Source organism: Lentzea sp. NPDC037011 (genome assembly GCF_055607425.1).
This window is the reverse complement of sequence record NZ_JBVJRT010000008.1, coordinates 227,929-240,574: the sequence shown is the minus strand read 5'-3', so window position 1 is coordinate 240,574 and position 12,646 is coordinate 227,929. Positions and strand designations below refer to the sequence as shown.

The following is a 12,646-nucleotide window of genomic DNA, read 5'->3' as shown; positions in this document are numbered from 1 at the left end:
TCTTAAAGTCGCCGTCATGACAGGTCAGCGCCGGGTGCTCGTGGTCGAGGACGACATCACGATCGCCGAGTCCGTGGCCGCGCGGCTGCGGGCGGAGGGCTTCGAGGTGTCCGTGGCCCACGACGGTCCGTCGGGGGTGGCCGCCGCGGCGTCGTTCGTCCCGGACCTGGTGGTCCTGGACGTGATGCTGCCGGGGTTCGACGGGCTGGAGGTGTGCCGCCGCATCCAGGCGGCGCGCACGGTGCCGGTGCTGATGCTGACTGCTCGCGGGGACGAGACGGACCTGCTGGTCGGGCTCGCCGTGGGGGCGGACGACTACCTGACCAAGCCGTTCTCGATGCGCGAGCTGGCCGCTCGGGTGCACGTGCTGCTGCGGCGGGTCTCGCGGGCGGCGGTGTCGCGCACGCTGGAGCTGGGGGACCTGTCGATCGACCTCGCGGCACGGCGCGTGCACCGGGGCGGCACCGAGGCGCACCTGACGCCGACCGAGTACGACCTGCTGGTGTTCCTGGCCGAACGGCCGTCCGCGGTGCAGGGCCGCGACCGGTTGCTGTCCGAGGCGTGCGGGTGGCACGACGGCGCGTCGTCGCGGACGGTGGACAGCCACGTGAAGGCGTTGCGGCGCAAGCTCGGGGCCGACCTCATCCGCACCGTGCACGGCATCGGGTACGCGCTGGAGGTGCCCCGGTGAGGAGGGTCCTGGCTCTGCTGGACCTGCTGCCGCGTCCGCTGGACTCGGTGCGGTCCATCAAGCTGAAGCTCGGGATCGTGATCGTGGTGTCCGGGTGCGTGTCGTTCGCCTACTTCCGGTACGCGACCGGGTGGCTGCCGCCGCGCACCACGCTGATGGCGCTGGTGCTGGGGCTCATCACCTCGCAGCTGCTGGCGCACGGCATGACCTCGCCGTTGCGGGAGATGACCTCGGCGGCCCGGTCGATGGCCTCCGGCGACTACTCGCTGCGGGTGCGCGCGACCTCGGTCGACGAGGTCGGGCAGCTCGCGGAGGCGTTCTCGGTGATGGCCTCGGACCTGGCCGCCGCCGACCAGCAGCGGCGCGAGCTCATCGCCAACGTGTCGCACGAGCTGCGGACGCCGATCTCGGCGTTGCAGGCCGTGCTGGAGAACGTCGTCGACGGCGTCGCCCAGCCCGACGCGGCGACGATGCGGACCGCGCTGGCCCAGACCGAACGGCTGGGCCGGCTGGTCACGGAGCTGCTGGACCTGTCGAAGATCGACGCCGGGGTGCTGTCGCTGAACCGGGAACCGCTGTCGGTGGCGGCGCTGGTGGCGGACGTGGTGGCGGAGGCGTCGGTCGCCGCCCCCACGGCGTCCTTCGAGGTGTCGGTCGCCGACGGGCTGACGGTCTTGGCCGACGGGGAGCGGCTGCACCAGGTGCTGGTGAACCTGGTGGACAACGCGGCCCGGCACGGTCCCACCGGGGGGTTGGTGACCGTGTCCGGGCACGCGTCCGGCGGGTCGGTGGTGCTGGAGGTGCGCGACGAGGGGCCGGGGATCGCCCTGGCCGACCGGTCGCGGATCTTCGAGCGGTTCACCCGCGGGGAACGCGCGGGCGGTGGTGGGACCGGGCTCGGTCTCGCCATCGCCCGGTGGGTGGTGGACCTGCACGGCGGCACCATCGCCGTGGTCGACCCCGGGTCGTGCATCCGGGTGACGTTGCCCAGCTGAACCACTTTTTCTGGCTTTCGTGCGCACCGCTGGCCGGTGCGCCGGTGGAGTGCGCCCTTTTTCTGGGCTTGGAGAGGGATATGACTGACTCGACGCGTTCGCCCGGTTCTTCTGAGCCGTTGGAGCCTTCGGAGAAGCCGGGGGGTGCCGGGCCGCGGTACCGGCACCTGCGCAAGGCGGCCTACCGGCCGCGGGTTCGCGCGGCGGAGGAACGGGCTGCGGAAGCTGCTGCGGCGGAACCGACTCCGGAACCTGCTGCGGAGGAACGGGCTGCGGAGGAATCGACTTCGAAACCCGCTGCAGAGGAACGGGCTGCGGAACCCACTGCGGCGGAACCGGCTCCGAAACCCGCAGCGGAGGAACGGGCTGCGGAAACCGCTGCGGAGGAGCGAGCTGCGGAGAAACCGGCTCCGAAATCCGCCGCGGAGAGCCCCGACGCAGGCTCGCGCAGGGGTACCCCCGAACCGGGAACCCCTGCGTTTCAACGTACTCACGAGGTCCGACAAGATCCGGAGCCGAGCGAGAAGCCGCAGGTCGAACAGCCTCCGGCCGCCACCCTGCCGCCACCGTCCCCCTGGGGCGGCCCACCCGCGCCCCGCCTCGCGGGCCCGGTCATCGTCCCCTCCCCCAACCCGGTCCTCCCGTGGTGGCGCCCGCCCACCGACGCGGCACCGGCGAAGGTGCTCGGCGTCATGGCGGTCGCTGGTCTCGCCGCCGCCCTGCTCGTCCCGCCGAACAACGGCGTCGGCTGGTTCCTCGCCGGGGTGTTCGGCGTCGGCGCCGTGGTGTTCCACGCGGGCAAGCCGACCGTCGAACGGGCGTTGTGGCTCGCCGCGGCGCTCGCGTTCCTCGCCATGGGGTTCCTGCGGGCCGCCGAGTGGTTGTTCCCGATGGCCGTTCTCGCGTCGATGGTGTGCGGTTCGATCGCCATGGCAGGCGGGAAGACGGTGCGGGGACTGGTGTTCGGCGTGCTCGGGGTCGGGCTGGCCGGGTTCCGGTCGATCCCGTGGGTGGCGCGGAGCCTGAGCCGGCGCGGGCCGAAGAGCCTGCGGCCGTTCATCTCGGCCGGTGTGGCGTTGGTGCTGTTGCTGGTCTTCGGGTCACTGCTCGCGGGTGCGGACAAGGCGTTCAACGACTTCCTCGAAGGCCTGGTGCCGGACTGGGAGGTCGGCGAGTACGTGCGCATGGGGTTCTACGGGGCCGTGGCGGCGTTCGGCGCGGTCGGTGCGTGCTACCTGGTCGCGGCGCCCGCGCAGATCGACGAGGGCGCGGAGACCAAGCCGGGGACGTTGCGGCTCAAGGACTACGGGCTGCCGGTCGGGGCGCTCGTGGTGCTGTTCGCGGGATTCGTGGCGACGCAGGTCGCGGTGCTGTTCGGGGGTGAGGCCTACGTGATGCGGACGGCGGGGGTCACGTTCGCCGAGTACGCGCGGTCCGGGTTCTGGCAGCTGCTGTGGGTGACGATCCTGACGCTCGCGGTCATCGCCGGGGTGGCGCGGTTCGCGGCGAAGCAGACCGCGCGGGACCAGCTGTGGCTGCGCGTCCTGCTCGGGGCGCTGGCGGTGCTGACGCTGGTGATCGTGTCGAGTGCGTTGAGCCGCATGTGGTTCTACCAGCAGGCGTACGGGTGGACGGTGCTGCGGCTGCTCGTCGCGTCGTGCGAGATCTGGCTCGGCGTGGTGTACCTGATGGTGATCGCGAGCGGGATCACGTTGCGCGCCAACTGGTTGCCGCGGGCCGTGGCCGGGACGGGCGCGGCGTTCCTGCTCGCCGTCGCGGTGGCGGACCCGGAACGCGTGGTGGCCGAGTACAACGTGACGAGGTTCGAGGCCACGCAGAAGATCGACACGTACTACCTGTCGACGCTGTCGGAGGACGCGGTGCCCGCGTTGCTGCGACTTCCCGCGGACAAACGGGACTGCGCCCTGCTGCGCCTGCGGATGCCGGGTGCCGAGGCCGATTGGCGGGAGTGGAACCTGGCGCGCCACAACGCTCGTGAGTCACTCGAAGGCGTGAAGGTGAGCGAACGCATCTGTGAGTCGCCTTACTACACCGAACGGTAGTTGTTGGGCGGAGGTAAAGTTGCGGGTCCACCAGTTGCCGAGAGGGTGAGAAGTGACGCTGTCGTGACGCTTGCGGCCGAACCCGTTGTCCTTCGATCGATGTTCACGGCAGGGGATGCGCCCGCACCGCGCACACTGCTGGACATCCTGCGCGCGAGTGCCGAACAGCACCCGGACGCGCCGGCCGTCGACGACGGCACCACCGCGCTCACGTACCGCGCGCTGCTCGCGGAAGTCTTCGAGTTGAAGGAGAAGCTGGCCGCCGAGGGCATCGGGGTCGGCGACCGGGTCGGCATCCGCGTGCCGTCCGGCACCGTCGACCTCTACGTGTCGATCCTCGCCACCCTCGCGGCCGGCGCCGCCTACGTGCCGGTCGACTTCGAGGACCCGGACGAGCGCGCCGAGCTCGTTTTCGGTGAGGCGCAAGTGAGTGCGGTGCTCGGTGAAGGCCGATCCGTTGCGCTGCGCGGAACTCCGCTGGGCGTGCCCGGCGAGCCCGGTCTCGACAATGACGCGTGGATCATCTTCACATCCGGTTCCACCGGCAAGCCCAAGGGCGTCGCGGTCACCCACCGCAGCGCTGCCGCGTTCGTGGACGCCGAGGCGCGGCTGTTCCTGCGGGACGAGCCGATCGGGCCGGACGACCGCGTGCTCGCGGGGCTGTCGGTCGCGTTCGACGCCTCCTGCGAGGAGATGTGGCTCGCGTGGCGCTACGGCGCCTGCCTGGTGCCGGCACCGCGGTCGTTGGTGCGCACCGGCATGGACCTCGGCCCGTGGCTGGTCGAGCAGGAGATCACCGTCGTGTCCACGGTGCCGACGCTGGCCGCGCTGTGGCCGGTCGAGGCGCTGGACGACGTGCGGCTGCTGATCTTCGGCGGCGAGGCGTGCCCGCCGGAGCTGGCCGAGCGGCTCGCCGTGCCCGGCCGCGAGGTGTGGAACACCTACGGGCCGACGGAGGCGACCGTCGTCGCCTGCGCCGCCCAGCTGACCGGCCAGGGCCCCGTCCGCATCGGCCTGCCGCTGGACGGCTGGGAGCTCGTCGTCGTCGACCAGCGGGGCGAGGTCGTGCCGATGGGCGAGTCCGGCGAGCTGGTCATCGGCGGCGTCGGCCTGGCCCGCTACCTCGACGTCGAGAAGGACGCGCAGAAGTACGCGCCGCTGCCGTCGATGGGCTGGGACCGCGCCTACCGCAGCGGTGACGTGGTCCGCGCCGAACCGGAGGGCCTCGTCTTCCTCGGCCGCGCGGACGAGCAGATCAAGCTCGGCGGCCGCCGGATCGAGCTCGGCGAGGTCGACGCGGCGCTCGCGGCGCTGCCCGGTGTCGCCGGTGCCGCCGCCGCCGTGCGCACCACGCGCGGTGGCAACCAGGTCCTCGTCGGCTACGTCGTCGTCGACGACGGGTTCGACCAGGAGGCCTCGGTCGAGCAGCTGCGCACCGAGCTGCCCGCGGCGCTGGTGCCGCTGGTCGCGGTGGTCGACACGCTGCCGACGCGCACGTCCGGCAAGGTCGACCGGGCCGCGCTGCCGTGGCCGCTGGAGTCGATGGACACCGCGGGTGTCGTGTTCTCCGGTCTCGAAGGCTGGCTCGCGGAGCAGTGGGCCGCCGTCCTCGGGTCCGGTCCCGCCTCCGAGGGCGCGAACTTCTTCACCTCCGGCGGCAGCTCGCTGGGCGCCGCACAGCTGGTCTCCCTGATCCGCACGCGCTACCCGAGCACGTCCGTGCAGGACGTCTACCAGCACCCGACGCTCTACAAGCTCGCGCGGCGCCTGGAGTCCTACGGTCAGACGGCCGAGGTGCGCGAGGTCGCGCCGACGCCGCGCTGGACCGGTGTCGTGCAGACGCTGCTGATGATTCCGCTGCTCACCGTCGCCGGCGCGCGCTGGGTCGTGGCCCTGACGGCGCTGTCGAACGTCCTGGGCTGGACCTCCGTGTCGTGGTGGTGGGTCGCCGCGGGGTTCGTGGTGTTCCTGAGCCCCGCCGGACGGCTCGCGATCTCCGCGGGCGGTGCCCGGCTGCTGCTGCGCGGCGTGAAGCCCGGCGAGTACCCGCGCGGCGGGTCCGTCCACCTGCGGCTGTGGACCGCCGAGATGCTGGCTCAGCAGTCACGTGCCACCGAGCTGTCCGGCTCCTGGGTCACGCACTACGCGCGGGCGCTCGGCGCGAAGATCGGCCCCGGTGTCGACCTGCACTCGTTGCCGCCGGTCACGGGCATGCTGAAGGTCGGGCGCGGTGCCGCCGTCGAACCCGAGGTGGACCTGTCCGGCTGGTGGCTCGACGGCGACCGGCTGCGCATCGGCCGCATCCGGATCGGCGCCGGCGCGACCGTCGGTGCCCGCAGCACGCTCTTCCCCGGTGCGCGGATCGGCAAGAAGGCCGAGGTGGCGCCCGGTTCGGGTGTCCGTGGCTCGGTGCCGACCGGTCAGCGCTGGGCCGGTGTGCCCGCGATCCGCGAGGGCAAGGCGGCGCGCTCGTTCCCGTCGCGCCGGCCGGAGCGGTCGCGGTTCTGGAACCTCATGTACGGCGTCTCGTCCGGTCTGCTGGGCGCGCTGCCGCTGCTCGCGGCGGCCCCGGCGGTGCTGTACGTGCTGCGCCGCCCGGTGACGCTCACGTCGGCGCTGTGGGACGTGCCGGTGGCCGCGGCGATCTGGTTCGGCTCCTACGCCCTGCTGGTGCTCGTGGCCGTGCGGTTGCTGGGCATCGGCATGCGCGAGGGCCACTACCCCGTGCACAGCCGCGTGGCCTGGCAGGCGTGGACGACCGAGCGGCTGATGAACAACGCCCGCTCGGCGCTGTTCCCGCTGTACGCGTCGCTGTTCACGCCGGTGTGGCTGCGGCTGCTCGGCATGAAGGTCGGGCGCCGGGTCGAGGCGTCCACGGTCGTGGCGCTGCCGAAGATGACGCGGGTCGGTGACGGCGCGTTCCTGGCCGACGACACGATGGTCGCCTCCTACGAGCTCGGCGGCGGCTGGCTGCGGATCGCCACGGCCCGTGTGGGCAAGCGGGCGTTCCTGGGCAACTCGGGCATGACCGCACCCGGCCGCGCGGTGCCCAAGGGCGGGCTCGTCGGCGTGCTGTCCGCGGCGCCGAAGCGGGCCAAGGCCGGTTCGTCGTACCTGGGCATGCCGCCGATGAAGCTGCCGCGCACCGCGGCCGCGTCGGACGACTCGCGCACCTACGACCCGCCGGCGCACCTGCTGTGGGCGCGGGCCGTCGTGGAGCTGTTCCGGTTCGTGCCGGTGATGCTGAACGTCGCGCTGGTCGTGCTGGTGTTCTTCGCGCTGAAGGCGTTCGGCCTGTGGTGGGCCGGTGTGGTGCTGCTCGCCGCCGGTGTCGCCGCGTGCGTGGTGGCCGCGGTCGCGAAGTGGGTGCTGGTCGGGCGGTTCAAGGTCCGCGAGTACCCGCTGTGGTCGGCGTTCGTGTGGCGCAACGAGCTGGCGGACACGTTCGTCGAGGTGCTCGCGGTGCCGTGGCTCATCGGGTTCTCCGGTGGCACGCCGGTCATGAACCTCTGGCTGCGCTCGCTGGGCGCGTCGGTGGGCAGGGGCGTGTGGTGCGAGTCGTACTGGCTGCCCGAGGCGGACCTGGTGTCGCTGGGCGCCGGTGCCACCGTGAACCGCGGCTGCGTCGTGCAGACGCACCTGTTCCACGACCGCATCCTGCGGATGGACCGCGTGGAGCTGGGCGCCGGGTCCACCCTGGGCCCGCACGGGATCGTGCTGCCCGGCGCGTCCGTGGGCGACCACACGACGATCGGACCCGCCTCGCTGGTCATGCGCGGAGAAGATGTACCGTCGGGAACCCGTTGGCTGGGCAACCCGATCTCCGCGTGGACATGACCTTCTCCGTACACCATTACGCACTGGAGCTTGACTACAAGCCGCACTCCGCGCGCCTGTCCGGGCGCGCGGTGCTGCAGGCTTCCTGCGCGTCGCCGCTGTCGTCGTTCTCGCTGTCCTTCGGCTCGCTGCGGATCTCGAAGGTCCTGGTGAACGGCAGGCCGGCGCGCTACGGGCACGCCGGCGGGGTGTTGAACGTGCGCACCGCCGTGCGCGGGTCGTTCTCGGTCGAGGTCCGCTACTCGGGCACGCCGACGCCGATCTCGACACCGGAGTGGGGCGACCTCGGCTGGGACGAGCTCACCGACGGCTCGATCGTGGCCTCGCAGCCGATCGGGGCGCCGTCGTGGTTCCCGTGCCTCGACCACCCCTCGTCCAAGGCCTCCTACCACCTGGAGGTCACCGCGCCCTCGCCGTACACCGTGGTGTGCAACGGGGTGCTGGTGGACGGCAAGGTCTCCGGCAGCACGACGAAGTGGACCTACTCGATGGCCGCGCCGATGGCCACCTACCTCGCGACCGTCCAGATCGGACAGTACGTGGAGGCGCTGCCCGGTGTGTGGGCACCGGCGCGGCTGAAGCGCCTGGTGGCACACGACTTCGGGCGGCAGAACCAGATGGTCGAGCTGTTCTCGTCGTTGTTCGGGCCGTACCCGTTCGCGCGGTACGCGGTCGTGGTGACCGATGACGCGCTGGACGTTCCCGTTGAGGCGCAGGGGTTGTCGACGTTCGGTGCGAACCACGTGGACGGCCGCCGCGGCTCGGAACGGCTGGTGGCGCACGAGCTGGCGCACCAGTGGTTCGGCAACTCCGTGGGTGTCGCGGAGTGGGAGCACATCTGGCTGAACGAGGGCTTCGCCTGCTACTCGGAGTGGCTGTGGTCGGAGGCCTCGGGCGGCCGGTCGGCGGACGCGTGCGCAACCGGTGCCCGTGACCTGCTGCGACGGCTGCCGCAGGACGTCGTGATCGGCCGGCCGGACCGGGCCGACTGGTTTGACGACCGGGTCTACAAGCGCGGGGCGTTGACGTTGCACGCGCTGCGCCGGGAGATGGGCGACGACTCGTTCTTCGCGTTGCTGCGCGAGTGGTGCGCGCGTCACCGGCACGGCGTGGTGACGACGGAGGACTTCCTGGCGCTGGCCGGGCACCGGGACCTGCTGACCCGGTGGTTGTTCAAGCCGGAGCTACCGCGCTGAGACCTCGGTGCCGCAGTTGGTAGTGGAAAAGTGCTTGTTGATGTTGAGTTGGTGGTACTTGCAGATGCCCGGGAAGCAGGGGGATCAGGCGGTGAAGCGCCACACCAGCGGTGGACGGCCGCCCTTGGGCAGTGCCGACGCGTGCTGGGTGGTGCGTTCCAGACCGGGTACGCGGTCCATCGTGCGGCCCAGGTTGGCCGGGTAGGGGCGGTCGCCGGTCAGCGACTCGGTCACGTCGAGCGCCTGTGCCGTCGTGAACTCCGGTCCGAGCAGGCCCGCGGTGAACGCCACGTCGCGCCAGAGCTTGTCGGCGAGCAGCGGGCGGCAGTCGGCGACGATCCGGTTGTGGTCGAAGGCCAGCGCGGGCACGGCGTCCAGCGTGGTCCAGGTCAGGTCGTTCCGGCCGGGGCGGGTGAGCGTGGCCCACAGCGCGATCGACAGCGTCGGGCCGCGCGGGTCGCGGGACGGCTCGTCGAACATCGCGAGCTGGCCGGTGGCGGTCACGGACTCCTCGGCCAGGCCCAGCTTCCCGGTGACGGCCCTGGTGGTCGCGTCCCGCAGGCGTTCGCCCTTGCCCAGCAGCACACCGGGCAGGGCGAGCTCACCGGCGAACGGGTCGTGCGCCCGCGGTGCCACCCCCAGGAGCACCGCGCGCGCGTCCGGGTCGAACCGGAGTGCGATCACGTCCACCGACACCAGCGTCGACTCGATCATGGCGTGGATTCTCCCGCACCGCGTAGTCCGCCCTGGCCGGGCCCGCCCCGGTGACCAGCACCTCGACGCCGAGCAGGTGTTCCAGGTACGCCACCGGGTCCGGCATCTCCTCCAGGCCCTCGTGGGTGGCGACCTGGAGACCGTCGGCGTCCAGGTGCGTCACGGCCAGCCCGTCGACGCCACCGCAGCACCGCACCGAGTACTGGAGCAGCCGGGCGTCGAGGTGACCGGCCCGCCAGGCGCCCTGGAACTCCCCCGTGCCGTTGTGCCGCTCCGGGAACCGGGCGAGAACGGCCGGGTCCTCCGTCGGCAGCGGGCCGGCGCCGTGCCTGGTCTGGTAGGTCCTGGTCACGCCGATCACCCGGGCCGGGCGGCCGTTCAGCAGCTCCCTGGCGTTGCGCGGCGTCACGGTCGACCACGTCGTGTGCGGGTGGAACCCGTGGGTCTCGTCGAGCAGAACGCCTTGGGCGCCTTCGAAGACGACCCGGCCGGCACCGTCGAGCTCGTCACCGGTCGTGATGCGCACGGCGTCGGCGAAGGACCGGTAGAGCGCGACGAGCCCGTCGACGTCGGCGGTGGCGCCGGTCAGCGGCTCGTAGAACCGGGCGAGCGCGTCCAGCTTGTGCCGCAACGCCCTCGGGTCCAGGCAGTCGCCGACGGTGGGGGCGGGGCCCGGTTCGCCGAGCACCCGCTGCCCCTCGACCACCTCCCCCGCGTTCCTCCCGGCGAGCAGCCCGTACCAGGCGGTCTCGCCGATGCCCTTGCCGCACGAGCCGTGCCGGTCGGCGCCCCTGGCCCTCTCCCTGGCCCGGTTCGCGGCGACGTGGACCGGCGTGGTGAGCAGTGCCCGCGCGTCGACCGACATCAGCGACAGCGGGTCCGCGACACCGATGGCTTCCAGCTCGCGCGACTCGGTGGCGAGCGCGATCGGCTCGACGAGCACGTGGCGCGACAGCCAGGTCGGCACGCCCGCGAGCGTGCCCGACCCGAACTGGCTGAACGTGTGGTGCCGGTCGCCGACGACGACGTTGTGCGCGGCCTGCGCTCCCCCGTTGAACCGCACGACCTTCGACACCGACCCGTCCGCGCACAGGGCGTCGACCACGGCGCCCTTGCCCTCGTCGCCGAACCCGAGCCCGACGACGACCACGTGGCCGGTCACGTCAGCGTCACGTCGTCGGGGCCGTCGATGGCGAGCGGCGCGGCGGTGACCGGGCGGGCGGTGGCACCGACGGCGACCAGCGCCTTGCCGACCGACCTGCTCTCGGCGACCGACCCGATCTCAGCGAGGTCGACGAGCGCCTGGTCGAGGTCGACGACCTGCTCCTCCATGCCGATCGTGGCGGCGATCAGCTCGCACACCGCGCCGGGGTCGTCGAGCTTGAGGAAGTTCTGCCCGAGGATCGACCGCCAGTGCTCGGCGATGCTGTCGTCGTTGAAGTACGACGACTGGTTGGGCAGGATGAAGTAGACGTTCCACCTGCGGGCGAGCTCCCGGTACACCGACACGGGGTCGATGTCCTGGTCGACGTCGTCGCCGATGACCCGGCGGATGTGCTTGGCCTTCAACCGCCGCTTGTTCAGCTCGTCGCCGATGATGAACAGGTAGCCCTTGCGGCCGCGCTTCTGCCAGGCGTCGGTGACCACGTGCCGCGCGATGAAGTACGCGGCCAGCTCGTACGACTCGCTCTTCTGCCCGCCGCCGTTGCCTTCGAGGAAGATGTCACGCAGCTGCTCGTCCATGCGGTTGTCCGACTCGAACTGCCCGACCTGCAGCGGGACCCGGTCGCTGTCGGCGTCGCCGATGCCGCCGAACATCAGCTGCGGGTCGGTGAGGTACCCCTTGCGCTGCAACAACCCGTGCAGCTTGCCGAGCTTGCCCTGCATGATCCGCGGCACGCTGCCCATCGACCCGGTCACGTCGAACAGCACCGCGATGGGTGTCGAGTCGGCGTGGTCGGGCGAGTCGCGGCACTCGCGGAACGCGACCTTGAACGGATCGAGCGCGGGTGCGGCCTTCCAGTCGTCCCGCGGCCGCGACCGGACCGACGCGGTGTAGCCGAAGTCGGCGATCCCCTTGGCGGCGCGGAAGGTCTTGGCCGCCGCGTAGGCGTTGTCGTCCCACTTGCCGTGTCCCATGGTCATTCTCCAGTCTCGGGGAGGGCGAACGGGCGGAACACCCGTGGCCCGTAGAGGTCTTCGAGCAGGTCGTCGTACTCGCCGAGCAGGTCGACGGCGTCCGGGCGGCGCTGCGGCTGGTCCTGCAGGCACCCGCCGGCGAACGCGAGCTGGCGTTCCTCGTCCGGCCGCAGCACCTCCCGCATCAGCAGGTGCGCCATGTGGACGTCGGTGGCCGCCGTGGCCGGGTGGCCCAGGCCGATCTCCGGCGGGTAGGTGGTCGTGCGGCTGGTGGCGAGGAGCCGCTGGCCCTCCTCGACGGCGAACGACCAGCCGGCCAGCACGATGCCGTGCTGCCGCGGGTGGACCAGGACGTTGTCCGCGGTGACGGCGCCGTGCACGAGACCGGCCTGGTGCGCGCCGGCCAGCGCTTTGAGCAGCCTGCGGTGCATCCACGCGTAGTCGCGGCCGTCGAGGCCCGCCGGGAAGGCCTTCCTGACCTCGGCGAGCGTCACGAACCCGTCCCGCAGCGGGTCGAGCACGGTGAAGGCGCGCGACCCCTTGGCGACGTCGCCGGAGGTGTCGAGCAGCCGCGGGTAGAACGGCCGCAGCCACTGGTTGTGGTCGGTGAACCGCTCCAGCCGCCGCAGCGCCTGCCACTCGCCGTGCAGCAGCGGGTTGAGCGCCGGGTTGCGCACGACCTTCACCACGTGCGGGCCGTCCGACTCGTACAGGTTGGCGATGCTGCCCCGCGCGAACGGCTCCCCGATGCGGTAGAGGCCCGTCCTGGTCCTGAGCTCGACGCGGGTGCCGTGCGCCCAGTCGTGGTGCAGGCCGGTCAGCTTCGCCGCCGCGGCGTGGGCCCGCGGGTGGTGCGGGCCCACCACGTCGGGGTGCAGGACCGAGGCCAGGGCGTGGTAACGGCGCTTGGCCTGCCTGCGGCCGGCCGGGTCGGTGGTCCGCGGGCCGAAGAGGGCTTCGGGGGTCGCGGCACCTTCCACCTGGTCCAGGGCCTCGGTCGTCGTGAGCATG

The 12,646-nt window shown here is 72.1% G+C and carries 9 protein-coding genes; 5 read left to right on the top strand and 4 right to left on the bottom strand.

What is annotated here, in order from left to right; translation table 11 throughout:
* The first annotated feature begins 16 nt into the window (after window positions 1-16).
* The 5 genes from ACZ7CH_RS25910 to ACZ7CH_RS25890 all read left to right on the top strand — a co-directional run bounded on the left by ACZ7CH_RS25910 (window position 17) and on the right by ACZ7CH_RS25890 (window position 8,782).
* On the top strand, window positions 17-691 hold the full coding sequence (locus ACZ7CH_RS25910) for a response regulator transcription factor (RefSeq protein WP_360395340.1): 675 nt from the start codon (window positions 17-19) through the stop codon (window positions 689-691).
* On the top strand, window positions 688-1,686 hold the full coding sequence (locus ACZ7CH_RS25905; protein ID WP_470375125.1) for a HAMP domain-containing sensor histidine kinase: 999 nt from the start codon (window positions 688-690) through the stop codon (window positions 1,684-1,686). Before ACZ7CH_RS25910 ends, ACZ7CH_RS25905 begins: the two co-directional genes overlap by 4 nt.
* Before the next feature lie 692 nt (window positions 1,687-2,378).
* A complete protein-coding gene (locus tag ACZ7CH_RS25900; protein ID WP_470375124.1) occupies window positions 2,379-3,749 on the top strand; it encodes a DUF4153 domain-containing protein in 1,371 nt (456 codons plus the stop codon).
* A gap of 99 nt (window positions 3,750-3,848) precedes the next feature.
* On the top strand, window positions 3,849-7,586 hold the full coding sequence (locus tag ACZ7CH_RS25895) for a Pls/PosA family non-ribosomal peptide synthetase (protein WP_470375123.1): 3,738 nt from the start codon (window positions 3,849-3,851) through the stop codon (window positions 7,584-7,586).
* Window positions 7,583-8,782, top strand: a complete 1,200-nt coding sequence (locus tag ACZ7CH_RS25890) for a M1 family metallopeptidase (RefSeq protein WP_458430425.1) — start codon at window positions 7,583-7,585, stop codon at window positions 8,780-8,782. The genes ACZ7CH_RS25895 and ACZ7CH_RS25890 overlap by 4 nt, the downstream gene beginning before the upstream one ends.
* A gap of 84 nt (window positions 8,783-8,866) precedes the next feature.
* On the opposite strand, the gene ACZ7CH_RS25885 is transcribed toward ACZ7CH_RS25890, so the two are convergent.
* Genes ACZ7CH_RS25885 through ACZ7CH_RS25870 form a run of 4 tightly spaced genes read right to left on the bottom strand, consistent with a single transcriptional unit; the run spans window position 8,867 to window position 12,645 of the window.
* Window positions 8,867-9,496, bottom strand: a complete 630-nt coding sequence (locus tag ACZ7CH_RS25885) for an NUDIX hydrolase (RefSeq protein ID WP_458430424.1) — start codon at window positions 9,494-9,496, stop codon at window positions 8,867-8,869.
* Window positions 9,384-10,658: an adenylosuccinate synthetase gene (locus ACZ7CH_RS25880; RefSeq protein WP_470375122.1), complete on the bottom strand. Its 1,275-nt coding sequence runs from the start codon at window positions 10,656-10,658 to the stop codon at window positions 9,384-9,386. Before ACZ7CH_RS25880 ends, ACZ7CH_RS25885 begins: the two co-directional genes overlap by 113 nt.
* Window positions 10,655-11,635: a hypothetical protein gene (locus ACZ7CH_RS25875; protein ID WP_458430422.1), complete on the bottom strand. Its 981-nt coding sequence runs from the start codon at window positions 11,633-11,635 to the stop codon at window positions 10,655-10,657. The genes ACZ7CH_RS25880 and ACZ7CH_RS25875 overlap by 4 nt, the downstream gene beginning before the upstream one ends.
* A gap of 2 nt (window positions 11,636-11,637) precedes the next feature.
* The gene (locus ACZ7CH_RS25870; RefSeq protein ID WP_470375121.1) at window positions 11,638-12,645 is read right to left on the bottom strand and encodes a protein kinase family protein; all 1,008 of its coding nucleotides are present in this window, start codon (window positions 12,643-12,645) and stop codon (window positions 11,638-11,640) included.
* Window position 12,646 lies beyond the last annotated feature (1 nt).

Bases quoted from the DNA above. Each gene is read 5' to 3' on its own strand.
- ACZ7CH_RS25910 (WP_360395340.1), top strand. From the start codon at position 17: ATGACAGGTCAGCGCCGGGTGCTCGTGGTCGAGGACGACATCACGATC.
- ACZ7CH_RS25900 (WP_470375124.1), top strand. From the start codon at position 2,379: ATGGCGGTCGCTGGTCTCGCCGCCGCCCTGCTCGTCCCGCCGAACAAC.
- ACZ7CH_RS25895 (WP_470375123.1), top strand. From the start codon at position 3,849: ATGTTCACGGCAGGGGATGCGCCCGCACCGCGCACACTGCTGGACATC.
- ACZ7CH_RS25890 (WP_458430425.1), top strand. From the start codon at position 7,583: ATGACCTTCTCCGTACACCATTACGCACTGGAGCTTGACTACAAGCCG.
- ACZ7CH_RS25885 (WP_458430424.1), bottom strand. From the start codon at position 9,496: ATGATCGAGTCGACGCTGGTGTCGGTGGACGTGATCGCACTCCGGTTC.
- ACZ7CH_RS25875 (WP_458430422.1), bottom strand. From the start codon at position 11,635: ATGGGACACGGCAAGTGGGACGACAACGCCTACGCGGCGGCCAAGACC.
- ACZ7CH_RS25870 (WP_470375121.1), bottom strand. From the start codon at position 12,645: ATGCTCACGACGACCGAGGCCCTGGACCAGGTGGAAGGTGCCGCGACC.